The sequence below is a fragment of the Rhodococcus sp. O3 genome (assembly GCF_048897285.1).
Classification (GTDB): Bacteria; Actinomycetota; Actinomycetes; order Mycobacteriales; family Mycobacteriaceae; genus Rhodococcus.
In genome coordinates, this window is the sequence record NZ_JBMBTE010000026.1 from 18875 (window position 1) to 45268 (window position 26394).

A 26394-nucleotide genomic window follows, 5' to 3' on the forward strand; every position below is an offset into this window, starting at 1 on the left:
TTCCAGCGCTTTCGGGACCGTTTCAGTGGTCGAGAAAGTCCAGCACGTCGCCGGGCAACTGCTCGATCCGCATGACACCCACGTGCCCGACACCGGGATACAGCGCCAGCCGTCCGTTCGCGACGCCGTCCGCGGTTTTCGCGAAGAGATCGGGGCTGTAGAAGCCGTCGCGGTCGCCGCCGACGACCAGCACCGGACAGCGGATGTCCGCGAGCCGGTCCGACAGGTCGAAGCGGTCCTCGGCATCGATGACGATCAGCATGTCGTCGTATCCGTCCCCGCGCATAGCGGGTTCGAGCAGCCAGCCGGCGACCCACAGCAGACGTCGCGACCAACCGTGCGCGGCGGTCGCGGCGGCGAGCCCGGCCATCGCGCGGCGGGGACGACCCGCCCGTACCTCCGCGGCCGCGTCCCGCTGGACCCGGCGCCCTGGGCCGAGCCGATGTGCCGAGGAGATCAGGACGAGCCGGCGCACCACGTCCGGGTAGTCCGCAGCGAGCTGGAGCGCGATGCTCCCGCCGGTGGAGGTACCCATCACGTCGACGGGCACGTCGAACCTGGCGCGTAGCGCGGTGGCGTAGGCACGAGCCAGGTCCGCGATCGTGGTGCCCGCGGCCAGGCCCGCCGGCCGGTTGACCCACCACACCTCACGGCGTGCGGCGTACGGAGCCATCGCACCGAGCTGCGCCTTGCGGTCGAATCCCTTCGGCGCCCGATGATCAGAGCTCAGGCCTGGTAGTAGCACCAACGGCGCACCCGACCCGAGCCGCATGCAGGCCATGCCCGAATCCCAGGTCTCATCGGATGCCTCCATCGGCCGTGCCCCCGTCGCCGTGTGTGCGGTCGCGAACTACCCGGGAATCTAGCGCCGGGGGCGCTCCCGCGATCGCAGGTTCACGAATTCGTGCCGAGAGCATCGAGAAACGCGGTGATCGGTGTCAGGCCGTTGTTGAACTCGATGGTGCGGTGCACCGTCACGGGACGGTCGAGCACCGCGGCGGCGACCGCTGCGACGTCGGCCCGGCTCACCGTGCCCCCGGCCGCGGCCGAACCCGTGTCGATCAGCCCGGTCGGCGGATCGGACGTCAGCGAGCCCGGACCCAGGATGGTCCAGTCCAGGTCGGTGCCACGCAGATGGGCGTCGGCGGCCGCCTTCGCCTCCGCGTACGGGAAGAAGCTGTTGTCCTCGGCGACGCCGTGGTCCGGTCCGGCCCCGAAATAGGACACCATCACGTAGCGCCGCGCACCCGCCTGCTGCGCCGCGGTCATCGAGGCGATCGCGGCATCGCGGTCCACCGCGTAGGTGCGCGCCGGGTTGCCGCCGCCCGCGCCCGCAGACCACACCACCGCATCGTGACCGCGCAGCAGATCGGCGAGCGCCGCGACGTCGAGGTGCTCCACGTCGGCGACCACCGGGTTGCCGCCGGCTGCGCGTACATCGTCGGCGTGGTCGGGATTGCGGATGAGAGCAGTGGTCTCGTGCCCGGCTTCGGCCAGTAGCCGCTCGAGGTGCAGGGCCACCTTCCCGTGTCCGCCGACGATTGCGATGCGTGCCATGACTATCCCTCCGGGAGGTTCGAACCGAGCAGGGTGATCATCATCAGATTGTGGATGCGCGGTGCTTCCTGCTGTGCGGCGGCCGGCCCGAGGAACACCCCGAGATCGGACACCAGGTTGAGCGCCCCGTACATGAGGAACCGTGATTCGACGACGGACAGCCCCGGGCGGACCTCGCGGAGGAGGGCCGCCCACTGCTCGATGTTCGAGCGTTGCCGCAGCCGCAGGTCCGCGCGCGGGCCGGGCGCGACGTGGACCAGCTCCGCGAAGTACACGGACATCAGCTCACGTTGCGAGAACGACAGTTCCACGTACACCGCGGTCAGCGCCCGCACCGCGTCGAGCGGATCGGAGGCGGTGCGAAGCTTCTCGGCGACCGCCGCTTCGAGTCCGTCGAGGGCCCGGTAGAACGCGGCCGCGAGGATGTCGGCTTTCGACGGGTAGTAGCGGTACACCCCGGACGCCGGCAGGCCGACCGCGGCGGCGATCTCCTCGACCCCGATCTCCGCGTACCCCCGGTCGTGGAAGAGATGGACCGAGGCCCGCAGGAGATCTTCACGCATGTTGCTGACTGCAGCCGGCTCGGGCACAGCCTCGGGAACGGTTACGCCCGTGCCGGACGAGCCGGCATCGCATTCGGCGATCGCGGTGCACGCGTCGAGCAGGAGTTGCTCGGTGCGTCGCGGGGAGAGCACGAGGCTGTGCGCGGTGATACTGCCGATCACACTGAGCATCGCGGCGACGGTGACGAAGGCATCGCTGTCGGACAACTCGGGCCGGATCCGCATGACGCATTCGCGGATGACGCGGTTCACCTCCCACGATCGCGTGCGGATGGGCAGCCGGTCCTCCTTCTGCAGGTACCGGCGTTTCCAGCGGTATATGCCCGCGGTGTGGCGATGCGTGATGGTGGTGCCGATGATCGCGGACAGATGTGCGCGGAGCTGATCGTAGGCGCTGCCCGGGAGTGGATCCGACGATTGCTCGAGTGCGGCTTCGAGTGCGTCGAGGAGGATCAGGGCCGAGTTGAGGAAAAGCGCGTACTTTCCCGGAAAGTGGCGGTAGAGAGCGGATTTGGTGATTCCCACTTCGGCGGCGATGTCCTCGACGCTCACCCCGTGGTAGCCGCGCTCGGCGAACGCGATCGCGGCTGCGGTCGCAATCCGGTCGCGACGGTCCTTCGGTCGCGACCGGCGCTCTACCCGGGGGGAGGAAGTCTTGCTGACCACGCGCACCTGCCTCTGTTCGCTCGGTTTGCCCTGTCGGTGTTGCCCGGATGACGCTCACTGGGAGTGTGTCGCTCCGTGAGAGCATATGCCAATTCGACAATTGCGAATCGCTGTCCACATATATCCGGCATCGCCCCGTTCTCGTTACAGGGTCTTTCGGCCTTCACCGCTGTGAACAGGAATTACTCGCGATGAGGGATGCCCGACCAACGAACGAACCCTACGGAATGATTGTTCACAAAATCGGGAGTTCTGCGAATGTCCGGTGATAGCCTCCTCCGCGTCCGTCGCATCCGGATCTGGCACGGATGCACATCCGAGGGGGTAGGGCATGGATGCGCTGCAGGGGACACCCGGCGTCCCGACCTACTGTCCGCCCATCGTTCAGGAGTCCGATCGGTGCTCGATGTCGCACGCAAAGTCCTGTCCTACGAGATGTCCGTCGCCGAGTTCATCGGTCTCGTCATCCTGGTCGCCATTCCCTACGGCCTGATCGGTGTGATCTGGACGCTCACCCACACCTCGCATCTCTCCGATATGGAGGGTGTCGACCTGGTGATCTCGTTCCTCGGTTCCATCGTCTGCTGGCCGGTGCTCACGTTCTCGAACGTCTGCATGACCTAGGGCACGGCGTAGCGGGCAGTATCGGCGTTCTCCTAACCGTCCGATCGGTGCATCGTAGACCACACCGGCTGTTCGGCGAAAAGCACTGACGGAAACCGGATATTCCCAGGTTGTGGACGGTCCGTTCCGCCCCGCCCTCCGTGGACACACGCGCCCTGTCCGGTGAGAATCGTTGTTCACTTAGCTCTTGCCCAGCGTCGGTGGGTGTGTCACACTTCACCCTGAATCGACGTCTGCTTCCGTACCCGATCGACGGAGCCACCCCTGTGTGAAAACCGAAGGGATGCAGTAGATGACCTATGAATTGCCGGCTCCTCGTGGGCCGGTTCGCGACGTCGCGACCGAGGGGGGTTTCCTCATCGGATTCGCCGTGCAGTCGCTGGTCGTTCTCGCCGTCGCCGTGCTGCGACGCCGGCTGTCGCTGTACGAGACGGTGACCCAGACGCTCTTCATCGGGCGTGTGTGCACGGGACCGTCGCTGCTGCTGATGATCCCGGTCGGCGTGTTCATCGCAGTGTCGGTCGGCGAACTCGCCGGCCGGATCGGTGCCGGTGGCTACTCCGGCGCCGTCGTCGCCTTCATCATCGTCGGCCAGGCCTCCGCCCTCGTGTGCGCGCTCATGCTCGCCGGCGTGGCAGGTTCGGCGATCTGCACCGATCTCGGCTCGCGCAAGATCCGCGAGGAGATCGACGCGATGGAGGTCATGGGTCTCGACGTCCTCGAGCGCCTCGTCGCACCCCGCCTCGTCGGCGCCGTCGTCGTCTCGCTCGCGCTGTGCTCGATCGTCACACTCGGCGGTGTCGGCGCATGCTGGCTGTACCACATCTACGTCCAGCATCTTCCCGCCGGTACGTTCATGGCGACCTTCGCCGAGTACGGCCGCCCCGCGGATTTCGTTATGGCACTGGTCAAGTCCGCCGTGTTCGGTCTGCTCTCCGCGCTCGTCGCGACGTTCAAGGGGCTGCACACCAAGGGCGGCCCGCGCGGTGTCGCCGACGCGGTCAACGAAGCGGTCGTCATCGCGTTCGCGCTCGTGTTCATCGTCAACACCGCGCTCTCGGCGCTGTACACGGTCATCGTTCCGGCGGTGGGTGAATTCCGTTGACCCTGACCGCCCGAGAACCTGCCCACACCGCGACCCGCGCGGCGCACCGCGTCGGCGACAATCTCGCCACGCTCGGCATGCACGTGTCGTTCTACGTCCGCACGATCGCGTCCATTCCGTACGCGCTCAGCAAGTTCCGCAAGCATGTGATCGCACAGATCAGCGAGGTCAGCTTCGGCACCCAGTCGTTGCTGTCCGGTGGCGGCACGATCGGCATCGTGTTCGCGATGTCGCTGGCCGCGGCCATGATGCTCGGTGTCGAAACACAGCGCGGCCTCGAACTCGTCGGCATGACGACGATGTCGGGCATGCTGTCGGCGGTCGCGAACACCCGCGAGCTCGCGCCCGTGGTCGTGGCGATCGCATTGTCGGCGAAGGTCGGTGTCGGCTTCACCGCGCAGATCGGTGCGATGCGGATCTCCGACGAGATCGACGCGCTCGACTCGATGGCCATCAAGTCGATACCGTTCCTCGCGGCCACACGCACGCTCGCCGCGATGGTCTGCGTCATCCCGATCTACATGATCGGCCTGCTCGCCAGCTACCTGTCGACGCGTCTCGTCGTCGTCGTGTTCAACGGCGCGTCGGCCGGTACGTACGACTACTTCTTCCATCTGGTCCTGACACCCCAGGACCTGCTGTACTCCGGAATCAAGGCCATGGTCTTCGCGATGGTCGTCAGCCTCGTGCACTGCGCCTACGGCTACTACGCGTCGGGTGGTCCGGCCGGTGTGGGTGCCGCGGCCGGCCGTGCCCTGCGCACCGCGATCCTGTCGATCGGTGTCCTCGACGTGTTGATGACGTTCGCGCTGTGGGGTCTGGTTCCCGAAGTTCCCGGAATGGGGGTGTGACGTGGATCGACCCACATCACGTGAGAAGACCGGGTTCGTCCTCGTCGGAGCGGTGAGCGTCTGCGCGGCGCTGGCCGTCGCGGTGGGCATGGTGCTCCGCGGTACAGGAACGTTCGAGGACACCAACGACGTCTTCGTCGAGGTGCCCGCGGCCGTCGGTCTCGTCAACGGGGGTGCGCCCGTGCGGTACCACGGCGTCGAGATCGGGCGGATCGCATCCGTCGAGCCCGGTTCGGCCGAATCCCAGGTGCGGCTGGCGATCGACTCCGACGCGGCGGAACTCGTGCCGTCGTCGGTGCTCGCCCGTGTCGTGCCCCGTACCTTCTTCGGTGACATCTACGTCGAACTCGTCGACGCGGCCGACGATCCGGCCGCCGGCCCGGACGGCATCGAGACCACCGCGGCGTCCGGCATCGGCACGCTCGGGCAGGTCGAGACGATCGCGGTCGACTCCGGCCCCGAAGCCGTCGCGATGTACGACGTGTTCACGAAGATGGCCGGCGTGCTCGACGACATGCGCCCCGACCAGCTCTCCGTCGCCCTGAGCGCCCTGAGTAGCGCACTCGACGGCAACGGTGAGACCATCGGCCGCACCATCGACCGCTTCGCCGCGGTCAGCGATCAGATGGCCCCCGCCGCAGCCGAATTCCTCGACGCCACACCGCAGTTCGTCGAGGTGATGCGGTCTCTGTCGGCCGCCACCCCGGACATCGTGGGCATGGTCGCATCCGCGGCCGAGGTCTCCGGCGCGATCGTCGAGAACCGCGACCGGCTGGCCGACGCCTTCGGTGCGGCGACGCTGCTCGCCGCCTCGGTCGACGGATTCACCGGTGAACGCCGGGACGCGATGATCACCGTCACCGATTCGATCGGGACGATCCTCGCGACCACCGCCGCCAACCCGAGCGGTCTGTACGAGACGCTCGAGAACGCCGGGCTGTTCGGCAACGCCGGCGCCAGGGTCTTCGCGTCCGGACGGTTCAACATCACCGCGGTGCCGTCCTTCGCCGATCCGATGCCGTACACGTCGGCGGATTGCCCGGTCTACGGGCCGCTCACCGGCCTCGAATGCAACAGTCCGGGCAACGGCACCTACGATGCGCCGAAGCGGATCGTCGGCGGCCCCGAGGAAGCCGAACCGCTGAGTCTGCTCGAGGACGCACTCGGTGTGGCCGAGGCGACCGTTCCCGCCTCGCTCGAAGAGGCCGGCGCCGCGCTGAATCCGGCGCTCACGTTCATCCTCGGCCCGCTCGTTCGTGGAAGCGAGGTGCAGATCCCGTGAAACTCGAGCGTTCCCAGGTGGTGTCGCTCGTCGGTTACTGCGCCGTCGGTGCGATCTGCGGATCCCTGGTGTTCAACACCCTCGCGGTTCCGGTCCGCGGCTCCACCGACCATTACGTCCTCGAGTTCACCGACGTCGAAGGCCTCAACGTGGGCAACCCGGTCACCCTGTCCGGGGTGCGGGTCGGTCGGGTCGACGCGGTCGACGTCGCCGACACGGACGGTGGCGCCGCGCTCGCGCGGGTGACCGTCGAGATCGAGGGCGACCAGGTGCTCACCCGCGACGTTCAGGCCGCAGTGCGGTACGGCGACATGCTCGGTGCCCGGTACGTGGCCATCACGATGCCCGAACCGCAGGTCGACGCACCCGGCTCGTCCGAGGTGCTCGCCCCCGGATCGGTGGTCCCGATCTCGCAGACGACCCCGCCGGTCGACCTGACGGCGCTGATGAACGGGTTCCGGCCGCTGTTCGAGTCGCTGCCGCCCGAGGAGGTGAACGTCCTCGCCCGCAACATCACCGACACGTTCAACGGGCGCAGCGACGCCGTCGTGCAGTTCCTGGACCGGGTCGCCACCCTGACCGGCAGCCTCGGCGACCGCGAAGGCATCCTCGGGGAGGTCGTCGACAACATGACGAGGCTGCTCGGCACGCTCGACAACCGCAGTGACGAGCTCACCTCGCTCGTGAACGGCCTTGCCGTACTGGGTGATTCCGTCGTCGGCGACGGCACGCGCATCGCCGGGTTCCTCGACTCCGGAACCGCGACGATCGACGAGCTCGCCGACATCATGGCGCAGTCCGACGGAGCATTCGCGCGTTCGCTCGCGAGCCTGGCGTCCGTCACCGACACCTGGATCGCGAACACCCCCGAGTTCGAACGCATGGTCGCGAATCTCCCCGACTTCGCACACCAGATCAACCGCACCGGTCAGTACGGCAGCTTCGTGAGCCTCTACCTGTGCAACTTCACCCTGAAAGCAGGCGAAGCAGAAGTGAACATCTTCGGTCCGACCCATTCGCCGGTGTGCCGATGATCCTACTGACACGACTCATCGACCTCATCGTCCGCGGGGTGCGATCGCTCGGCGGACACAACGGGCGGATTCTGCAGAGCTTCGCCTGGATGTTCGTCCTCGTCGTCCTCGGCGCGGGTATCACGCTCGTCGCGATCGGGATCACCTACATCGACGATCTCGTGGACGTGCTGGAGAACTCCGCGGCGCCCGCAACGGGGGAGGGAACGCTGCCATGATGTTCCTGGTCAAACTCATCGACGTGTTCGTCGGCGCACTCGAGTTCCTGTTCGGGTTCGGCCGCCGGCAGAACACCACGCACATGCCGCTGGTGCTCGGCACGATCGGCATCGTCGTCCTCATCGTCGGCCTCGGTGCCGCGATCGGTATCCCGCGGTTCTGGTACCACGCCCGAACCGAACCGTACACAGCGGAATTCGCGAACGCCGCCGGTCTCGCGACCGGCGACCCCGTGTACGTCGCGGGTGTCCCGGCCGGCCGCGTCGAGAAGATCGAGCTCGCCGGCGACCACGTCGACGTCGAGTTCCGTCTCGACGACAACCGCACGGTCGGCAACACCTCCACCGCGTCGGTCCGCCTCGAAACCGTCCTCGGCAAGCGCTATCTCGACGTCCGCCCCGGCGGTGTCGACGACGGCGGCGACACCATCCCGCTCGAGCGCACGACCGTTCCGTACTCGCTCGACGAGGTCGGTGCCGGTGCGGAGCGGGTGTCCCAGGAACTCGATCTCGACGCGATGGAACAGATGATGACCACGCTGTCGCAGGTGATGCCGTCCGACAGCGGCCAGGTCGAACGCACCCTCACCGGGATCAGCGCGGCGTCGGCGGCGTTCGGGCGCCACAGCGAACAGTTCGACCAGCTGCTCGAGATGTCGCGCCGGCTGTCGGTGATCGCGGTCGACCAGCAGGACTCCCTCGTCGGAACCGCCGTGGACGCACGCACTCTCGTGCAGACCATGTCGGTACGCAAGGAAGCGCTGACCCGGCTCGCGAACAACCTCCGCGCCGTCATCGCGACCCTGTCACAGACGTTCGTCGAAAACCGTGAGGAAGCCGACCGGCTCGTGGCCAACCTGACCGCCGTGACCGGCACGTTGCAGAGCAACTCGGACAACATCGCCGCGCTCATGACGCAGCTGCCGCCGGCGCTGCGCACCGTCACCGACGCCACCGGCAACGGCACCTGGGCCGACGTCACCACACCCGCCGCGGTTCTGCCCGACAACCTTCTGTGCGCGATGGGAGTGATGCAGGAATGTCGCTGATCCAGGACATGCCGGCGAGTGAACAGCTCACTCCGGCCCGGCCGTCGAACCGCAAGAAGATCGTCTCGCTCCTCGTGGTCGCGCTCCTGCTGATCGTCGCGCCCGTCTGGTACATCTTCGGGCGCACCGACCGGGTCACGACGGTGCACGCCGACTTCGAGTACGTCAACGGCATCTACACCGGCAGCAAGGTCGCCGTCCTCGGCGTCGGCGTCGGCACCGTCACCGACATCGAACCGAAGGGAACCTCGGTGCGGGTGACGATGACCGTCCCCGAATCGGTGAAGCTTCCGGCCGATGTGTCCGCCTACGTGATGAGCCCCGCGATCATCAGCGAGCGCTACATCGAACTGGGCCCGGCCTACACCGACGGCCCGCAACTGCCCGATCAGTCGACGATCCCGGTCGAACGCACGCATTCCCCGATCGACATCGACGGCATGCTCGGCAGCCTCTCGACCCTCGTCGATTTCATGGGACCGGAGGGCGGCGACGTCGGCTCGGTGCTCGCGAGCAGCGCGCAGACGTGGGGTGGCCAGGGCGAGGCGTTCAACAACGCCATCCGTGACCTCAGCGCCGCCACCGGTGTCATCGGGGGAACCTCCGAAGACTTCTCGGTGCTCGTCGAGAACCTGGCGACGCTCATCGAGGCGATGGATGCGCGCCAGGTGTCCCTGGACAGCATGGTCGACGACATGTCCACGTTGTCGACGGTGTGGCAGGACGCCGACCTCGACATCACCGTGCCGCTCGAGGAACTGCAGACGGTCTTCGCCGAACTGGACAGCTTCGTCACCCAGCACCAGGAGAGCTTCGGTGCGATCTCGGCGAACCTGGAGGGACTCGGTTATGCCCTGACCGAAAACCAGGCCGGGCTCGCGGAGTTCATGGATCTCGTGCCGCTCATGATGCAGAACCTCGAGAACACGGTCGGACCCGACGGACGCAGCCGAATCCGGCTGAACGTGTCGACGAACCTGACCCAGTTCGCGGTCGCCGGCCCACTGTGTGCCGAGCATCCGCTGCCCCTGTGCACCGGCGCCGGTTTCACCAACCCCATCACGTTCCCGATCAGCGCGTCCGACCCGCTGGGAATCGTCACCGCCATCACCGGAGGGAACCCGTGACCCCGACATCCACCGTTCCGCCCCGGCGAGCGGTCCGTCTCGCCGCGCTGGCGGTCGTCGTCGCCGGCACGGTCGTCGTGTCCGGCTGCGGTTACGGCATCCAGGACCTGCCGGTCGGCCGGTCCGCGGGTGCCGGGGCGTTCGACGTCGACGTGCATCTGGCGAGCGCCGACGGCATCGTCCTCGGCGCCGACGTCCGCTACGGGCAGCAGATCGTCGGCCGCGTCGCGTCCCTGAACACCACGACCACCGGCGCCGGCCTGCAGGTCTCGCTGCAGCGGGAACTCGAGGTTCCGAGCAATGTGCTCGTCTCGGTGGAGATTCCGTCCGCGCTCGGTAGTCCCTACCTGCGGCTGATAAACCCCGTCGACGCGGCGCCGGATCGGTTGTCCGACGGAGACGTCATCGACGTGGACAACACCGATCTCGGGCCGCGTGTCGAAACGATGCTCGCGTCCCTGGGCAACGTCGTCAGCGGCAGCGGCATGGATCAGCTCGCGACTGTCGTCGACGAACTGAACGTCGCGTTCACCGGACGGTCGGATCGGGTCCAGGCACTCGCAGACACCGCAACCGACCTGATGACGCGGGCGATCGACCAGCAGACCGCGTTCGACGAGGCGATGACACTGGCCGCCGACGTCACCCGCCGCATGGCGGACGAAGAGCAGACGATGGACACGTATCTCGCGAACACCGCCGAGGCGGTCGAAGTGCTCGTCGCGCAACGGGATTCCATCTCCACGCTTCTCGACTCCACGACCCGTCTCGCCCTGAACGTGCAGACACTGACCGGTGCCGTGCCGCAGGGCCCGGCCGGGTTCCTGGCCGACGCCGGGACGGTCGCGTCCACCCTGCAGGCGTTCAACGACCGCATGGGCGGGACCCTCGCCGCCATGAACGCGTTCATGGATGCGTTCGGGAAGTCCGTGCGCGGTGACTACCTGGTGTTCGACGGTGCGCTCGAGATTCCGGAGAGCATCGACACGATCCTGACCGGTGGCTACTTCACCGGGACACCACCGGAACCGACACCCACGTCGCTGCAGGAGATGCTCGGAGGAGGCACCCGATGAAGAAGATCGTCCTCGTCCAGCTCGTCCTGTTCGTGCTGACCGCCCTGATCGTGGTGCCCTACGGCATCTACTACATCGTCGGCCCGCGTGGACTCGGCGACGAGATGCGGTTGTCCGCCCACGTCGACGACGCGCTCGGGGTCTCGGAGGGCACCGTCGTCACCTATCGCGGTGTCCAGGTCGGCGCCGTGTCCGCGGTGGCGGTCGACCCGCAACGCGGTGGCGCCCGGATCGAATTCGAGCTCGAAGGCGGCACCGAGATCCCGACCGACTCGATCGCGAAGATCACCCAGGGCACGCTCGCCGGCATGCTCAACGTCGACATCTTCCCGCGCGTCGACCACGGTCCGTACCTCGTGGACGGCGATTCGATCGAGATGCCGGCCGAGGAGCAGCCGGTCCAGATCGCCGAAACGCTCGCGAGCACCGCCGCACTGCTCGAGACGGTCGAACCCGGCACCGTCGCCACCGTCGGTGCCGAACTCGGCGCCGCGTTCCAGGGGCTCGGTCCCGATCTGGCGCGGCTCATCACCGACGCCGACGACCTGTCCGGCCGCCTCGAAATCCACGCGACCGATCTGACCGAACTCCTCAGCCGCACAGCAGGTTTGACGTCCACCATGGCGGACAACTCGGAGGAGTTCGTCGACGGCATGGCCGCGGCGCGCACGATCGCGGACACGTTGTACGCCAACGAGGACCGGATCAACGAGATGATGACGACGACCCCGGACGCCATGCGCCGCGCCGACGGGGTGCTCGCCGCCAACGAGGAGTCGTTCGCGGCGGTGCTCGCCAACCTCGTCGACGTCGCCCCGATCATCTCGGATCGTTCGGCCGCGCTGCAGACCGGCCTGGTCGCCCTTCCTCGCGGCCTGGCCGCGCTCGAATCCATCGTGCACGGGGACCGTGCGGACTTCGCGCTCATCGCCACCCAGGGGCCGGTGTGCGTGTACGACACGCCGCGCCGGCAGCTCGGCGACGAGTCGCCGATCACGGTCGATCTCACGCACTACTGCCCGCCCGGCGAGGACCACGGCCAGCGCGGCGCACAGAACGCTCCGAGGCCGAACGATCTCGGTATTGCGAACCGGACGACGCCCGGCACGCTGATCGGACCCCCGGCCGTCGCCGATCCGATTCTCATCCCGGCGGGCGAAGAGCTCGCGGCCTTCTGGCGGATGCTCCTCCAGGGCATCGGCAGTGGAGGGAACTGACAGTGCTAAACGCACATCCCGCGCCTGTCCGGCGCACCCGTCCGAACAGAATCTGAGGAGGACCCAATGCCCGCGCATTACCTCGACGACGCCGTGGATACCGAACCCGTGCTGACCTCCGCGCGCACGCGTATCAAGATCACCAGTGGCCCCAACCGGTGGAGTCGCAAGAAGCACGCACTGTCCGACGCCATCGACTTCTGGTCGTTCGCCGGCGCCGCCGCGAACGTCATCATGCAGCTCGGCTGGCCCGAGGTCGCGTACGGCGTGATGGAGAGCAAGGTGACGTCCGGCTCGCTCGTCCACCATCCGTGGAAGCGGGCCCGCACCACGACGCAGTACCTCGCGGTCGCGATCCTGGGCACCGACGAGGAACGCCTCGCGTTCCGTGAAGCGGTCAACGGTGCGCACCGGCAGGTGCGTTCCGACGAGACCAGCCCGGTGAAGTACAACGCGTTCAACCGTGAACTGCAGATGTGGGTCGCCGCGTGCCTATACGTCGGCATCGAGGACAGCTACCAGCTGCTGCACGGCACCCTCGACGAGGAGCAGATCGAGGACTTCTATTCGACCGCATCGAAACTGGGTACGACCCTGCAGGTCACCGAGGACATGTGGCCCGCCACGCGTGCCGACTTCGAACGGTACTGGAACCGCGGCTGCGAACGGGTCGTGTTCGACGAGACCACCAAGCAGTTCCTGCAGGATCTCGTCGGGCTGAAGATGATCAACTGGCCGATGCGGATCATGTTCGGGAATCTGCTGAAGTTCCTCACGATCGGGACCCTGCCGCCGTACTTCCGCGAACAGCTCGGGTACAGCTGGAGCGAGGACGACCGCCGCCGTTTCGAGCACCTGTTCGTCTTCGTCTCGTTCGTCAACCGGTTCATCCCGAAGTTCATCCGGCACGGTGGCAGCCTGGCGCTGATGGTGGACCTCCGCCGTCGCATCCAGTCCGGCAAGAACATCATCTGACGTCGGGAGTCCGAGCTCACGGTGGTTGCACACTCGACCGACATCGACCCGGACGGGCTGCTGCTCCGGTTTCTCGGCGACCGACGGTTCCTGCTCGCGTTGCCGCGCGCGGTGGGCCTGCAGATGCTGCATCCGGCGATCGCTGCGGGAATGGAACATTCCCGTACCCCGCGCCGGTTGTGGCTGCACAAACGGCACACCGTTCCGCTGCTGATCCGGATGGCATACGACGACAGGGACCTGTCGTCGATCATCCGGCGCGGGCACGAACACATCAAGGGCGTGGACGATCTCGGCCGCCGCTACCACAGCCTGAACCCGGACCTGTTCCAGTTCCAGCACGCCACCTACGTGGACACGCTCGTCACGATGATCGAGACGTTCGTGCGACCGCTGACAGCCGGCGAGCGGGAGGATCTGTACCGCGACTGCGGCGCGTGGTTCCGGCGGTACGGGATCAGCGACCGGGGACTGCCCGACACGTGGGCCGAGTTCACCGGCTGGTTCGACGACACGTGCCGCACGGTGCTGCAACGGACCCCGCGCGGCGACTTCTATCGGGATCAGGTGATGCGCCCGCGGGACTGGGTGCAGCGCCGGGTGCCCACCCGTGCGGTGCGCACGTTGATGCATCCGATCGCGCAGGAGATGTGGGGGATCGAGGTCACCGCGGCCGACCGGCGGGCGTTGCGCCGCTATGTGTTGCGACGCAAGGCGGTCGCCGCGATGTCTCGTCGCCGGCCCGCCGCTCCCCGGCTCTGAAACCGGACTACCGCACGTTACATTCGGCTGCGATGATGTGCCGATGACAACTGGCTTCCTGGAACTGCGACACGTCGAATGCGAGGGCCCGGCGGACTACCTGCCGGCACTGGAGAAGGTCGGTCCGGTGCACACGGTCAGGTTGTGGCGAGAGCCGCTGCCCGAGACGGTCGGCTACCGGGGCATCGTGGTCATGGGTGGCCCGATGGGCGCGAACGACGGGGCGGTCGTTCCATGGATCGACGACGAGATCGCTTATCTGCGTTCGGCTCTCGCATCCGACGTTCCGGTGTGGGGTGTGTGTCTGGGGGCGCAGCTACTGGCCGCTGCGCTGGACGCGAAGGTGTACTCCGGTGCGGCACCCGAGGTCGGGGTCTGCGATGTGGAACTGACCGCGGAGTCCGTCTCGGACCCGGTGTGGGGTGAGCTGCCGGCGAGTTTCCCGACCCTGCAGTGGCACGGCGACACATTCGATCTACCGCGTGGGGCAACGCTGCTCGCGTCGTCACCGGCGTATCCGAACCAGTTGTTCCGGCACGGCCGCAGTTACGGTGTGCAGTTCCACCTCGAGGCGGGTCCCGATGTCGCCGCGGAGTGGCTCGCGATCGACGAATACCGCCGCGCCCTCGAGGACACCCTCGGCGTCGGCGCCGCCGAATCGGTGCTCGCCGAACTCGGGTCCGTGTATGCGCAGACGTCCGCGCAGGCGCACGCGGTCATGACCCGGTGGCTCGAGTCGATCGCCTGAGCGTCGATCGTCCCGATCAGCGACCGACCCGCTCCAGCGCGGCGTCGACGAGATACTCGGCGATCGCCATCGACGACGTCGCGCCGGGGGAGGGCGCGTTGCGCAGGTGCACGAGACGGTCGTGGCCGGTGACGACGAAGTCGTCCTCGAGGCTGCCGTCGGCGTTCATGGCCTGGGCTCGGATCCCGCGCGGTCCGCGCACCACGTCGGCGACGGTGAGGCCGGGAACGTACTTCGCCGCCTCGACGACGAATTCGCGCGTGCTCACCGCGGTCCGCAGCTCACGCAGGGCGGCGGGCACGTTGCGCACCGCGAACCGGGCGAAGCCGGGGAAGGCGAGTGCCTCCCACAGGTCCCGTGCGGAGCCGGATCGCCGGTCGTAGGCCTCTCGTCCGGGGGAGAGGAATGCGTTGGGGCCCAGCATGATCGAACCGTCGATGCGTTTGGTCAGGTGCACGCCGAGGAACGGATAGCGCGGGTCGGGCACGGGGTAGATCAGCCCGCGCACCGTCGTCGAGAGTTCGGGTCGCAGCAGGTAGTAGTCGCCGAAGAAGGGCACGATCCGCGGGGTCGCCGCATCACCGGCGGCGCGGGCGAGGCGGTCCGATTGCAGTCCAGCGCAGGTGATCACGAGATCGAAGGCCTCGGTGCCGGACCCGGTTCCGACGAGGACCTCGTCGCCGCGGGTGCTCAGCTCGGTGACCTCGGTGCTCGTGCGGATGGTGCCGCCCGCCGCGGTGACGTCACCCGCGAGAGCGGTGGTGATCGCGACGTAGTCGACGATCGCGGTGTGAGGGGAGTGCAGCGCGGCGATGCCGCGGGCGCGCGGTTCGATCGCCTCGATCTCGTTCGGCCCGATCCTCCGGATGCCGGGAACCCCGTTCTCGGTGGCCCGGGCGGTGATCGCGTCGAGGCGGCCGAGTTCGCTGTCGTCGAGCGCGACGACGAGCTTGCCGCACTCCTCGTAGGGCAGATTCCGCTCGGTCGTGTAGTCGCGCAGCAACTCCACGCCGCGGCGGCAGAGTCGTGCCTTGAGGCTGCCGGGCGTGTAGTACAGCCCGGCGTGGACCACGCCGCTGTTGTGCCCGGTCTGGTGCGCGGCGAGGTCGTGTTCCTTCTCGAATACGGTCACCGTGGCACCGCACTCGGTGAGCCGGCGTGCCGTTGCGGCACCGATGATCCCGCCGCCGACGACCGCGGCCCGTAGCGCACTCATGCGCGCAATGGTAGGTGCCCGCCCCGCAAAGGGAATGTCAGTTGTGCGTAAAACTGTTACGGTCGGCCCATGGGGTACAAGTACGAGTACGTCGCCACCGACCTGAAGCACCGGCTGGCGTGGAAGGAATGGGCCGTCGGAGACCAGCTTCCCGGCGTGCACGAACTCGCCGCCCACTACGGGGTCTCGCCGTCCGTCGTGACGGACGCGCAGGACGTGCTGCGGATGGAAGGGTTGATCGAGACGCGCCGCGGAAGCGGGTCCTATGTCCTGGCGATCCCGGAACCGGGAGACATGACGCTCGGGATGCACAGGCAACTCGCCGCTCTGCGCGAAGACCTTGCCGCCGCTCGGGAAGCGCTGGCGAGCGCCGAGCGCCGCCTCGCGTCACTCACGGGCGGGGAGTGACGCGAGGCGGCGCTCGACGACAGGATCAGCGGTTGCGGTCCGAGCTGTAGCCCCACAGCCAGTCGGTGTACTTGTAGCTGGACGTGTCGCGGGTGCGGAACAGCTCGTTGCGGGCCTCGCGGCCGGCTCCGTCGAGGTGCCACAGGTCGCCCCACATGCGGCCGGTCGTCAGGATGCGGTTACAGCGCGGTGCACGTTCGGCGTTGACGTCCTGGAGGATCTTCGGCCAGTTCTTCGTGTCGCCCTGCAGGTCCTCGGCCGCGTAGTCGGCGAGGCACTTGGCGTCCTCGAGCGCCATGACGGCGCCGGACGCCAGGTACTGCAGCGGCGGGTGCGCGGCGTCGCCGAGCAGGATCATGCGGCCGTCGACCCAGTTGTCGATGGGGTTGCGGTCGAACATCGGCCACCAGCGGTCGGTCCACAGGTACTTCAGCGCGGTCTGCACGCTCTCGTGGCAGTGGTCGTACGCGTGGGCGAGTTCCTCGGGGCTGCCCCACATCTCTTCGCCGCGCAGGAACGCGGGCGACTGGAAGACCGCGACCTGGTTGAGCATCTCGCCCTGGCGCAGCGGGTACTGGATGAAGTGGCATCGCGGGCCGATGTAGCCCACGACGTCCTCGATCTCCTCGTCGAGCGGCACCTCGTGCATCGGGAAGGTGCCGCGGAAGGCGACGTACCCGGAGCCGACCGGCTTGTCGTCGGAGAGCTTCGGACGCAGCCGCGAGTGCAGACCGTCCATGCCGAGCGCGACGTCGCCGACGTGCTCCTCACCGTTCTCGAGGATGACACGCACGGTGTCGCCCTCGGTGACGACGTCCTGCACGGGCGAGTTCACGCGCAGGTCGGCACCGGCCTCGCGGGCCGCTTCGACGAGCACCGAATGCAGATCGGAGCGGTGCACGACGAAGTACACGCCGCCGTAGTGCTGCTGGTAGTCGCGGCCGAGGTCGACCTTGGTGAGGATCTCCGCGGTGACGGCGTCCCGGAACACCAGGTTCTTGGGCAGCACGCCCTTGGCGATGACCTCGTCGTACACCCCGAGCGACTGCAGGATGCGGGAACCGTGCGGGCCGATCTGAAGGCCGGCGCCCACCTCGCCGAACTCGGGAGCACGCTCGAACAGGGTGACCTGAGCACCCTTCTGTGCAAGGGCCAGGGCGTTGGCGACACCGCCGATGCCGCCACCGGCAATGAGAACTCGTGCGTCCTTCAGATCGGACATGACGCTCCTTCGGTCGTGAAAGCGGGGATGGGGGTCTGGGATCGCTGCGCGATCGGTCACTTGGGATCGCTGCGCGATCGGTCACTTGGGATCGCTGCGCGATCGGTGATCAGTGGGTCAGGATCGGACCGCGCAACGTCCGATCGCTGGCGGGGAACTTCTTCCAGATCACGGTCAGCAGCAGCGACGAGATCAGTGCACTGATGCCGAAGAGGACGAAATTCGAGTCGGCGCCGAGTCCGGCGGCGAGCAGCCAGCCACCGAGCTGCGGGGCCGCGACGGCACCGATGCGTCCGACGCCGAGTGCCCAGCCGAGCGCGGTGCCGCGGAGATGGTCCGGGTAGTAGGAGGCGACCGCCGCGATGATCAGCGCCTGCGTGCCGTGGGTGCCGACCCCGGCGAGCACGAAGATCAGGTAGACCACGGCGACAGGCGGATCGAGCAGCAACGCCAGCAGCGCGACACCGGCGACGAGCGCCGCGACGATGCTGGTCGGCACGGATCCGAAGCGCACCCCGCCCCAGGCGGTGATGAACGAGCCCGCGACCGCCCCGAGGTTCAAGGCCAGGGAGAACGTGAGTGCATTGCCGAGATCGGTGCCTTCACCCTGCATGAGCTTGGGCAGCCAGGTGCCGAGGCCGTACCACGCCAGCAGCGTCACGATGGTGACGGCCGCGAACATGATGCTGATCGTGCGGAACCGCGCGCCGAGGAGTGCCTTGAACCCGCCCTCGGAACTGTCGGGATGGGCCTCCAGCAGCGAATGATTCGGCAGCACCTTCATGGCGAGCGGAACGAGGATCACCAGAGGGACCAGGGCGAACGCGAACATCGGGCGCCAGCCCCAGTGGGGGATCACCGGGATACCGACCAGGGCCGCGATCGAACCGCCGATCGGGACGCCCGACATCATCATGGTGGCGACGGCGGCGCGCCACTTGTTCGGCACGAGTTCGGCGGCCAGTGCGTTCGACGTGGGCACGAGACCACCCAGCCCGATACCGGCGACCAGTCGCAGGAGGCCGAAGACGATCGGTCCCGGTGCCACCGCGCACAGTGTCGTGAAGACCGACAGGACGACCACGCAGCCGATGACGGCCTGTTTCCGTCCGATCGCATCCGACAACCGGCCGGCGAGGACCGCACCGATCATCATGCCGACGAACGCGAGGCTTCCGAGGGTGCCCGCGGTCGACGCGCTGATACCCCACTCGGCCTGCAGGCTCGAGATCACGTTGCCGTAGACGATGAGGTCGTATCCGTCGAAGACGACGAAGAGCCAGCAGACGATCACCGCGATCACGTGGGCGCGGGGCAGGGTGATGCTGCCGGTGGCCCGCGTCGATGAAGCCTCGTTGGGGGAAAGCATTCCTCAACCGTGGGTGCGCACCACCGATCCGTGCAATAAAGTTCTGCTGTGCAGAAAAGACCCAGGGACAAGATCCGGAAGCCGACGTACATGCTCGAGTCGGTCGACAACGCGTTGCGCCTGCTCCAGTTGCTCCGCGACGCCGGCGCGCTCCGGTTGAAGGACGCGGCCCAGGAACTCGGCACGGCCCCGTCGACCGCGCACCGTCTGCTCGCGATGCTCGTGTACCGGGGGTTCGCCGTGCAGGACGAGAAACGGATGTACCACCCGGGGCCGGCGCTGGGTGTCGGTCCCGCCCGGCAGGGATGGACGCGCGACTTCACCGACATGTGCCGGCCCCACATGGAGGCACTCGCGGCACTCACCGGCGAGACGATCAACCTCGTGATCCGCGTGGGATCCCAGGCCCGGTTCTTGTGGACCGCCGAGACCGAATCGATCCTGCGTGTGGGCGATCGCCGAGGTCAGGTGCTACCTGCGGAGCTCACCGCCGGCGGGCGCATCCTCCTGGCGGAACTCCCGCGTTCGGTCCTCGAGCAGCTGTATCTGCGTCCCGCGGACGAGCCCAGCATCAGCCAGGGGCCGACGCCCGCGTACGAGACCGACCGCCGGATGGCCATCGGCGAGTTCGAGGAGTTCGTGCACGAACTCGAGGCCGCGCGCCACGTCGGGTTCGCGGTCAACGTCGAGCAGACGGAGGCCGGCGTCGCGGCGTTCGGAGTGGCAATCCGCAACGCGCGCGGCACGGCCATCGGGGCCGTCACGGCCGCGGTGCCGATCACCCGGTACCGGCAGCATCTGCGCGGAAAGCTCGTCGCTCAGATGCAGGCGGCGGTCCGGGGAATCGAGGTCGACATCGCCGATATCGAGGGAACGGACGCCCAGTATTCTGCACAGCAGAAATAGTTGGCTTGTCGTGATTCGACCCACCTAGGTTGGGAACAACGCCGGACAACGAGATGCACCGTTGCCGAGAGGAGAATTCATGACTGCCACCGAGCCTGTCGATCCCGAGCTTCTGAAGCTGTACGACGACTTCGAGACGGAACACCTGAATCCGTTGTGGACCCAGCTCGGCGATCTGATGCCGATGGTCCCGACCTCCAAGGCCGTGCCCTTCGTCTGGAAGTGGTCGACGCTGTACCCGCTGGCGCAGCGTGCCGGCGATCTCGTGCCGGTCGGGCGCGGTGGTGAGCGTCGTGCGATCGCGCTGGCCAACCCCGGTCTCGGTGGCGTCCCGTACGTCACCCCGACGCTGTGGGCGGCGATCCAGTACCTGGGCCCGAAGGAAACCGCGCCGGAGCATCGTCATTCGCAGAACGCCTTCCGCTTCGTCGTCGAAGGCGAAGGCGTGTGGACCGTGGTCAACGGCGACCCGGTCGCCATGCGCCGCGGCGACTTCCTGCTCACGCCGGGCTGGAACTTCCACGGCCACCACAACGAGACCGACCAGCCGATGGCGTGGATCGACGGCCTCGACATCCCGTTCGTGAACTACACCGACACCGGATTCTTCGAGTTCGGCTCCGACGGCGTGACCGACGAGGGCACCCCGGACATCTCGCGCTCGGAGCGGCTGTGGGTCCACCCGGGTCTGCGTCCGCTCGTCGGCGTCGACCGCAAGACCAGCTCGCCGATCGCGTGCTACCGCTGGGTGTACACCGATCGCGCGCTCAACGAGCAGCTCGCCCTCGAGGACGAGGGTTACGCCGCCACCCCGGAGCCGGGCCACGCCGCGATCCGCTACACCAATCCCACCACCGGTGGCGACGTCATGCCGACGATCCGCGCCGAGTTCCACCGCCTGCGGGCGGGGGCGCAGACCCGCGCGCGCCGCGACGTCGGCTCGGTGGTCTTCCAGGTCTTCGAGGGGCAGGGCCGTTTCCACCTCGCGGACAAGAGCTACGACGTCACCAAGGGCGACATGATCGTGGTGCCGTCCTGGACCGAGTGGTCGCTCGAAACCGACAACGGCATCGACCTGTTCGCCTTCTCCGACGCGCCGATCGTGGAGCGTCTGCACTTCAACCGCACCATCATCTCCGAAGGAGCCTGACCCCCATGCGACTTGCCACTCTCCGTCTCGACGGCGGCACCGCCGCTGTCCGCGTCGACAGCGATTCCAGCGCCACCGTGATCGACGGCTACGCCGATCTGTCGGCCCTGCTCGCCGACGCCGACTGGAAGTCCGTGGCCGAGCAGGCGTCGGGCAAGACCGTCGACCTCGCCGCCGCCGACTACGCGCCGGTCGTTCCCGCACCCGGCAAGATCGTGTGCGTCGGACTGAACTACGCGACCCACATCAAGGAGATGGGCCGCGACCTGCCGGAGTACCCGACCCTGTTCTCGAAGTTCAAGGAAGCCCTCACCGGCCCCTACGATGACGTGGTCGTCCCCGCCTACGCCGCGTCGCAGCTCGACTGGGAAGCCGAGCTCGCCGTCGTCATCGGCAAGCAGGCCTACCAGGTCGACGAGGCCGACGCCGCCGAGTACATCGCCGGCTACTCGGTCATCAACGACTACACGATGCGCGACTACCAGTACCGCACGCTGCAGTGGGATCAGGGCAAGACCTTCGAGAAGACCAGCGGTTTCGGTCCGTTCCTGGACACCGACTACCAGCTCGGCACCGCCATCGAGACCCGTCTCGAGGGTGAGGTCATGCAGTCGTCGAACACCAACGATCTGGTGTTCACCCCGGCCAAGCTCGTCGACTACATCTCCCACATCGTGACCCTGCAGCCGGGTGACGTGATCATCACCGGCACGACCGGCGGTGTCGGCCATGCCCGCAAGCCCGCCCGCTACATCCAGGACGGGGAGGTGTGCGAGGTGACCATCGAGGGCCTCGGCACCGTCAAGAACAAGACCGTGATCAAGTAGGACATCGTGGGATTCAACGATCTCGAACTGTCCGAGCGGCTGCTCATCGCACGCCGCGGAACCGCGTACCTGTCGCAGCGTCTCGCGGAACTGACCGACGAAGAGCTCGACGGCCCCACCCTGCTCGACGGGTGGACCCGTCGTCACCTCGTCGCGCACCTGGGCTACAACGCCGCGGCGCTCTGCCGGCTGATGGATTGGGCCGCAACGGGTGTCGAGACGCCGATGTACGAGTCGACCGAGCAGCGGGCGCAGGAGATCGCCGAGGGTGCGACCCTCAACCCGGCCGCATTGCGAAACCTGTTCGCGCACACCGTCGCCCGGTTGGACGAGAAGTGGCGCAACCTTCCGGAATCGGCGTGGCAGGCACAGGTCCGCACCGCGCAGGGCCGGACGGTGCCGGCCGAGGAGACCGCCTGGATGCGCACCCGTGAGGTGTGGATCCACGCCGTCGACCTCGGCAACGGTGGCCGCTTCGGCGATTTCCCCGCGGTGGTTCTCGATTCGCTGCTCGACGACATCGTCGGTATGTGGCGGAAGAAGGACCTCGGCGCGGGTCTCGCCCTCGAGGTCGACGGACGCGAACCGCTGCGGGTGAGCGAGGACGCAACCGTCGAACACACCGTGCGCGGTACTCTCGCCGGCGTCGTGCGCTGGGCCGCCGGCCGTGGCGCGGTCGGTGTCACCGGTGGAGAGGTCACTCCTCCCCGCTGGCTCTGACGCCCGCCCTACTACCGGTGATGGGACCGTTCACCTGCTCAGACCAGGTGAACGGTCCCATCATCGTTTCCGGGGGGTCCCGATCGTTCCTAGCGGGGGTCCTTCTCGCAGGCGATGCCGTCGCTGTCGCCGTCGAGTTTCGGCGCGTAGCCGGACTCCCCACGGTAGAGCGGGGCGACACCGGCGTTCCACGCCTCGGTGCAGTTCTTGTAGCCGGTGCTCGGCGCGGATCGAGGTGCAGGCTGGGTCTGCGACGGGGGAGCGGCCGGTGCCGGAGCCGGAGCAGGCGGCGGGGGCGGGGCGAACAGACCCGCGGATCCGCTCGGGAAGGCGTCGGCGACACCCTTCGGCAGCAGATCCGTGAGACTGAACGCGTTCGCGGTCGTGGGGGCGACCACGGTGAGCGAAACGCAGCCGAGCGCGGCAATCGCGATACGGCGGAACTTCATTCGTGCTGTTCCTTTCGGGAAACGGTTCGGTCGGCCGATCGGCCGACCGAACCGGACTATCGCGGCATCCGGAACTGTTGTTACGAAGTCCCGGATGCCGTGCGCGGCTCCCGAATTCCGCGCGTGTCGCGTATCAGGCCGGCGCGACGACCGCCGGATCGATACGCATGACCGAGAATCCCGCGACCGCTCCAGCACCGAAGCCGGGCGCGAACACTCGGACGGGCTCAGTGATCACACCGTCGCGGACGGCGTCGGCGACCGCGAGCGGGATGCTCGCCGACGACGCGTTGCCGACCTTGTCGATGTTGAAGTACAGCCGGTCGGCTGCCAGGCCGGACGCGGCGGCCAGTTCGAGCACCATCGTCTTGTTGGCCTGATGCGGAACAACCACGTCGATGTTGTCGAGCAGCGTGCCCTGCCGTCCGTCGGGCGCGGGGAGTTCCTTCAGCTCGTCGAGCATCTGCCCGAGGTACCTGCCGGCCAGCGACTTGACCTCCGGTCCGTAGACCGTGATGGCGTTGTCGAAGTCCGGGTTCGGCCAGATGATCGAGTTGATCTCGCTGGCCGGGCCACCGGCAAACGTCTGCAGGTACTCGATATCGGCTTCGGTACCTTCCGGCGCGACGCCGACGACGATCGCAGCCGCGCCGTCACCGAAGATCATCCGCGACGGTCGGACGTTGCCAACCTTGTCCGAGAACTTCTCGACACACACCACGAGCACCGGTCGCTGGACCTGCTGCAGGATGCGGGTCGCCTCGGAGAGGCCGTACGGCAGGCCCGCGCACGCCGCGACCAGGTCGTACGCCGCGTGCGTCTGGCCGATACCCAGTTCGCCGCAGAGCCAGGTGGCCAGCGACGGAATGGGCCGGGAGCTGGTGCACGTGCACACGATGACGCCGCCGATTTCCTCGGGACCCCGATTCGCATGGGCGAGTGCCGATTTCGCTGCCTTCAGCGCGAGTTCCTCGAAACTGCCCGAGGTGTAGCGGCGCTGTTCGATCCCCGTCTTCGCGGAGATCTCGTCCGCCGTCATCGGCGACCAGCTGTAGGCCGAATTGCGGATCAGGTCCTCGTTCGTGCAGACGGTGTCGCCGTGCACTGCCGACAACGCCTCGATCCGCGGCTGGACTGCGAAGTCGCGCCGCACGTCGATCGGCGGGAACGGCCGCGCCGGTGCAACCGGCTCCTGCGCCGAGTACGGGGACGCCGGTGCGAGCAGCGTCCCGGGCGCGGGCTCGGCCAGTGCCTTGGCGATGAAGCGCTGGACATGACGATCACGCGGATGGAGAACCACCACGTAGTCGTCGTCCTTCAGGTCGCCGACCGCGACGAGCTCGGCCTGGGTGCGATCCCACGGCTGCTGGTTGTGCAGCACCATCGCCCAGCGGTGCAGGGCCTCGAGCTCGGCGACGTCCTCGCTGACGTCGAGGATCTCGTCGTAGCTGTAGCGACGGAAGTCCGGGTCGTAGCTGCCGAGCCGCAACGTCATGTTGCCGGGATCCGTCAGCAGTTCCGCGACGGTCGGCTGGACCGTCGGAAGGTCCGTCGCGATGTTCTTACGCGCTGCGAACACGTCGAAGAGGACGTCGAAGATGCGGTCCTCGGCGGCGGCGTCCGACCCGGAGGGCAGGGCGCGGAACGCGGTCTCGACCTCCGCGGCGCGAGCTTCGCTACCGGGCCACGGAGTGAGCGCCGGCATGTAGAGATCGTCGCGGGTGCGCGGGACGTCGCCCCATCGCATCGGACGCTTCTCGAACATCGTGATGATGAACCGATTCGCCCAGTACACGTTCAGCGCCATGTCGCGCATGATGTCGGTCTTCGATCGGTAGGCGCCCCGCTCGCTGCGTGCGATGATCTCCGAGACCGTCGGCGCCTTCGTGTCGAAGTCGCGCCGGATGATCGAATCGAGCTGCTCGAGACTTGTGATCGTCGAGAAGTCGAGGTCGGGAAAGAAGTTGCACGGGAATACGATTTGCCCGTGTCGATTCACTTCGAATTGCTGCATGTGGACGATCTGCCGTTCGGGAGAGGTTTGGAACTGGGGGAGATCACATGTCGAGGCCGCCGTTGACGCCCCACACCTGGCCGGTGATGTAAGAGGAGGCGTCGGCGGCGAGGAAGTGCACGACTCGTGCGATCTCGTCGGGGTGGGCGAGGCGCTTGACCGGGATGCTCTCCTTGATCTGGTCGAGCACCTTGTCCGGGATGGCGTCGACCATTTCGGTGGCGACGAAGCCGGGGGTGACGGTGTTGATGGTCAGGCCGATGCCACCGTCGTTGAGCTTGCCGGCGCGGGCGAGGTGGAACGCCGCCTCGCGGGCGAGGGTCTTGGTGAGGCCGAAGAGCCCGGCCTTGGACGCCGCGTAGTTCGCCTGGCCGATGTTGCCGGTCTCGCCGATGACGGACGAGACGTTGACGATGCGCCCGGTGCCGCGGGGGAGCATGTGCTTCATCGCGGCCTGCGCGAGGTAGAAGGCCCCGGACAGGTTCACGGAGATGACGGTGTTCCAGTCGTCGTCGGTCATCTTCGGGACGGTGCGGTCGATCGTGATGCCCGCGTTGTTGATCAGGATGTCGAGACGCCCGTGGCGCTCGATCACCTCGTCGATGGTGCGGCGGCACTCGGCGGGGTCGGACACGTCGCCCTGGTGCACGCTCATGCTGGCGCCTTCCCCGGCCTCACTGTTGAGAACGTCGAGGAACTGCGCTGCCTGTTCGGTGTTGCGGCCGTATCCCGCGGCCACGGTGGCACCCTGGGCGGCGAGGCTGCGGCTGATAGCCGCACCGATCCCGCGGGTTCCGCCGGTCACGAATGCGACGCGTCCGCGGAGCTTGTTACCGGATGCGGTGGCCGTGGTGGTCGACGGTTCGAGGGTGCTGGTCATTTCTTGATCTCCTGCTCTGGTCGTCCTCGACGCGAGGTGTGTCGATGCGAGCGCGAACCGTCGTCGGGTTCGGCCGGCACCCCGGCCCCTGACCTCGGATGCCCCTGCTGCTTTCCGAGGTTGCGGCGAAAGCCGCTGTAGGCCGAAAGGATCGAAATCTCATTCGCGGGGGTGGTTGCTGACAACAGCGATCCTGCAACATCCCTCGCGGTTTGTCATGTCCGTATCGCGGTCAGGACCTTGGGCCCTACGAGCACGACGGTAGTCATGAAAACGCATGGTGGAGAATGAATTTCGATGATCGATGGGCCCATCTCCGGCACCGAACTGGTCATGCGTCCTGCATGTACCGGCGGGTACGTGCCAACGGCATGTCCGA

The 26394-nt window shown here is 67.5% G+C and carries 27 protein-coding genes; 18 read left to right on the plus strand and 9 right to left on the minus strand.

Annotated elements, in window-relative coordinates:
• Positions 1 to 22: 22 nt before the first annotated feature.
• From ACN675_RS10305 to ACN675_RS10315, 3 genes are all read right to left on the minus strand, one after another.
• On the minus strand, positions 23 to 814 hold the full coding sequence (locus ACN675_RS10305) for an alpha/beta fold hydrolase (RefSeq protein WP_420750771.1): 792 nt from the start codon (positions 812 to 814) through the stop codon (positions 23 to 25).
• Positions 815 to 894: 80 nt separating this feature from the next.
• Complete coding sequence (locus tag ACN675_RS10310; protein ID WP_420750772.1) at positions 895 to 1557, minus strand: SDR family oxidoreductase; 663 nt, start codon at positions 1555 to 1557, stop codon at positions 895 to 897.
• A gap of 2 nt (positions 1558 to 1559) precedes the next feature.
• Positions 1560 to 2786, minus strand: a complete 1227-nt coding sequence (locus tag ACN675_RS10315) for a TetR/AcrR family transcriptional regulator (RefSeq protein WP_420750773.1) — start codon at positions 2784 to 2786, stop codon at positions 1560 to 1562.
• Positions 2787 to 3221: 435 nt separating this feature from the next.
• Between ACN675_RS10315 and ACN675_RS10320 the strand changes: the two genes are divergently transcribed.
• The 13 genes from ACN675_RS10320 to ACN675_RS10380 all read left to right on the plus strand — a co-directional run bounded on the left by ACN675_RS10320 (position 3222) and on the right by ACN675_RS10380 (position 14854).
• Complete coding sequence (locus tag ACN675_RS10320; protein WP_420750795.1) at positions 3222 to 3410, plus strand: hypothetical protein; 189 nt, start codon at positions 3222 to 3224, stop codon at positions 3408 to 3410.
• A gap of 292 nt (positions 3411 to 3702) precedes the next feature.
• On the plus strand, positions 3703 to 4515 hold the full coding sequence (locus ACN675_RS10325; RefSeq protein WP_248675354.1) for an MlaE family ABC transporter permease: 813 nt from the start codon (positions 3703 to 3705) through the stop codon (positions 4513 to 4515).
• Complete coding sequence (locus ACN675_RS10330; RefSeq protein WP_420750774.1) at positions 4512 to 5366, plus strand: MlaE family ABC transporter permease; 855 nt, start codon at positions 4512 to 4514, stop codon at positions 5364 to 5366. Before ACN675_RS10325 ends, ACN675_RS10330 begins: the two co-directional genes overlap by 4 nt.
• 1 nt (position 5367) lies before the next feature.
• On the plus strand, positions 5368 to 6648 hold the full coding sequence (locus ACN675_RS10335) for an MCE family protein (protein ID WP_420750775.1): 1281 nt from the start codon (positions 5368 to 5370) through the stop codon (positions 6646 to 6648).
• A complete protein-coding gene (locus tag ACN675_RS10340) occupies positions 6645 to 7682 on the plus strand; it encodes an MCE family protein (RefSeq protein ID WP_420750776.1) in 1038 nt (345 codons plus the stop codon). The genes ACN675_RS10335 and ACN675_RS10340 overlap by 4 nt, the downstream gene beginning before the upstream one ends.
• Complete coding sequence (locus tag ACN675_RS10345) at positions 7679 to 7900, plus strand: hypothetical protein (protein ID WP_420750777.1); 222 nt, start codon at positions 7679 to 7681, stop codon at positions 7898 to 7900. The genes ACN675_RS10340 and ACN675_RS10345 overlap by 4 nt, the downstream gene beginning before the upstream one ends.
• Positions 7900 to 8949 carry an MCE family protein gene (locus ACN675_RS10350; RefSeq protein ID WP_420750796.1) on the plus strand — a complete coding sequence of 350 codons (1050 nt, stop codon included), beginning with the start codon at positions 7900 to 7902 and terminating at the stop codon, positions 8947 to 8949. The genes ACN675_RS10345 and ACN675_RS10350 overlap by 1 nt, the downstream gene beginning before the upstream one ends.
• Complete coding sequence (locus ACN675_RS10355) at positions 8940 to 10076, plus strand: MCE family protein (protein WP_420750778.1); 1137 nt, start codon at positions 8940 to 8942, stop codon at positions 10074 to 10076. The genes ACN675_RS10350 and ACN675_RS10355 overlap by 10 nt, the downstream gene beginning before the upstream one ends.
• Positions 10073 to 11152, plus strand: a complete 1080-nt coding sequence (locus ACN675_RS10360; RefSeq protein WP_420750779.1) for an MCE family protein — start codon at positions 10073 to 10075, stop codon at positions 11150 to 11152. Before ACN675_RS10355 ends, ACN675_RS10360 begins: the two co-directional genes overlap by 4 nt.
• Positions 11149 to 12369, plus strand: coding sequence for an MlaD family protein (locus tag ACN675_RS10365; RefSeq protein ID WP_420750780.1), 1221 nt, complete (start codon positions 11149 to 11151; stop codon positions 12367 to 12369). The genes ACN675_RS10360 and ACN675_RS10365 overlap by 4 nt, the downstream gene beginning before the upstream one ends.
• A gap of 66 nt (positions 12370 to 12435) precedes the next feature.
• A complete protein-coding gene (locus ACN675_RS10370) occupies positions 12436 to 13344 on the plus strand; it encodes an oxygenase MpaB family protein (RefSeq protein ID WP_420750781.1) in 909 nt (302 codons plus the stop codon).
• A 21-nt stretch (positions 13345 to 13365) separates the two neighbouring features.
• Positions 13366 to 14106: an oxygenase MpaB family protein gene (locus ACN675_RS10375; RefSeq protein WP_420750782.1), complete on the plus strand. Its 741-nt coding sequence runs from the start codon at positions 13366 to 13368 to the stop codon at positions 14104 to 14106.
• 43 nt (positions 14107 to 14149) lie between these two features.
• Positions 14150 to 14854 carry a type 1 glutamine amidotransferase gene (locus tag ACN675_RS10380; protein ID WP_420750783.1) on the plus strand — a complete coding sequence of 235 codons (705 nt, stop codon included), beginning with the start codon at positions 14150 to 14152 and terminating at the stop codon, positions 14852 to 14854.
• A 16-nt stretch (positions 14855 to 14870) separates the two neighbouring features.
• Here ACN675_RS10380 and lhgO read toward each other — a convergent pair whose 3' ends face one another.
• The gene (lhgO, locus tag ACN675_RS10385) at positions 14871 to 16070 is read right to left on the minus strand and encodes an L-2-hydroxyglutarate oxidase (RefSeq protein ID WP_420750784.1); all 1200 of its coding nucleotides are present in this window, start codon (positions 16068 to 16070) and stop codon (positions 14871 to 14873) included.
• A gap of 69 nt (positions 16071 to 16139) precedes the next feature.
• Here lhgO and ACN675_RS10390 point away from each other — a divergent pair, with 69 nt between their 5' ends.
• On the plus strand, positions 16140 to 16478 hold the full coding sequence (locus ACN675_RS10390) for a winged helix-turn-helix domain-containing protein (protein WP_420750785.1): 339 nt from the start codon (positions 16140 to 16142) through the stop codon (positions 16476 to 16478).
• Positions 16479 to 16503: 25 nt separating this feature from the next.
• Here the strand turns inward: ACN675_RS10390 and ACN675_RS10395 are convergent, their stop codons facing one another.
• Complete coding sequence (locus ACN675_RS10395) at positions 16504 to 17700, minus strand: FAD-dependent monooxygenase (protein WP_420750786.1); 1197 nt, start codon at positions 17698 to 17700, stop codon at positions 16504 to 16506.
• Positions 17701 to 17809: 109 nt separating this feature from the next.
• A complete protein-coding gene (locus tag ACN675_RS10400) occupies positions 17810 to 19069 on the minus strand; it encodes an MFS transporter (protein WP_420750787.1) in 1260 nt (419 codons plus the stop codon).
• A gap of 90 nt (positions 19070 to 19159) precedes the next feature.
• Here ACN675_RS10400 and ACN675_RS10405 point away from each other — a divergent pair, with 90 nt between their 5' ends.
• The 4 genes from ACN675_RS10405 (at position 19160) to ACN675_RS10420 (ending at position 22672) form a co-directional block, all read left to right on the plus strand.
• Positions 19160 to 19975 (plus strand): IclR family transcriptional regulator, encoded by an 816-nt coding sequence (locus tag ACN675_RS10405; protein ID WP_420750797.1) that lies wholly within the window; start codon positions 19160 to 19162, stop codon positions 19973 to 19975.
• Between the two features lie 79 nt (positions 19976 to 20054).
• Entirely contained in the window at positions 20055 to 21125 is a 1071-nt protein-coding gene (locus ACN675_RS10410; protein ID WP_420750788.1) for a cupin domain-containing protein, read from the plus strand.
• 5 nt (positions 21126 to 21130) lie between these two features.
• The gene (locus ACN675_RS10415; protein WP_420750789.1) at positions 21131 to 21952 is read left to right on the plus strand and encodes a fumarylacetoacetate hydrolase family protein; all 822 of its coding nucleotides are present in this window, start codon (positions 21131 to 21133) and stop codon (positions 21950 to 21952) included.
• 6 nt (positions 21953 to 21958) lie between these two features.
• Positions 21959 to 22672 (plus strand): maleylpyruvate isomerase family mycothiol-dependent enzyme, encoded by a 714-nt coding sequence (locus ACN675_RS10420; RefSeq protein ID WP_420750790.1) that lies wholly within the window; start codon positions 21959 to 21961, stop codon positions 22670 to 22672.
• Between the two features lie 89 nt (positions 22673 to 22761).
• On the opposite strand, the gene ACN675_RS10425 is transcribed toward ACN675_RS10420, so the two are convergent.
• The 3 genes from ACN675_RS10425 to fabG all read right to left on the minus strand — a co-directional run bounded on the left by ACN675_RS10425 (position 22762) and on the right by fabG (position 26015).
• Positions 22762 to 23121 carry an excalibur calcium-binding domain-containing protein gene (locus tag ACN675_RS10425; RefSeq protein WP_420750791.1) on the minus strand — a complete coding sequence of 120 codons (360 nt, stop codon included), beginning with the start codon at positions 23119 to 23121 and terminating at the stop codon, positions 22762 to 22764.
• A gap of 133 nt (positions 23122 to 23254) precedes the next feature.
• Positions 23255 to 25135 carry a 3-oxoacyl-ACP synthase III family protein gene (locus tag ACN675_RS10430; protein WP_420750792.1) on the minus strand — a complete coding sequence of 627 codons (1881 nt, stop codon included), beginning with the start codon at positions 25133 to 25135 and terminating at the stop codon, positions 23255 to 23257.
• Between the two features lie 43 nt (positions 25136 to 25178).
• On the minus strand, positions 25179 to 26015 hold the full coding sequence (fabG, locus tag ACN675_RS10435; RefSeq protein WP_420750793.1) for a 3-oxoacyl-ACP reductase FabG: 837 nt from the start codon (positions 26013 to 26015) through the stop codon (positions 25179 to 25181).
• Between the last annotated feature and the right edge of the window lie 379 nt (positions 26016 to 26394).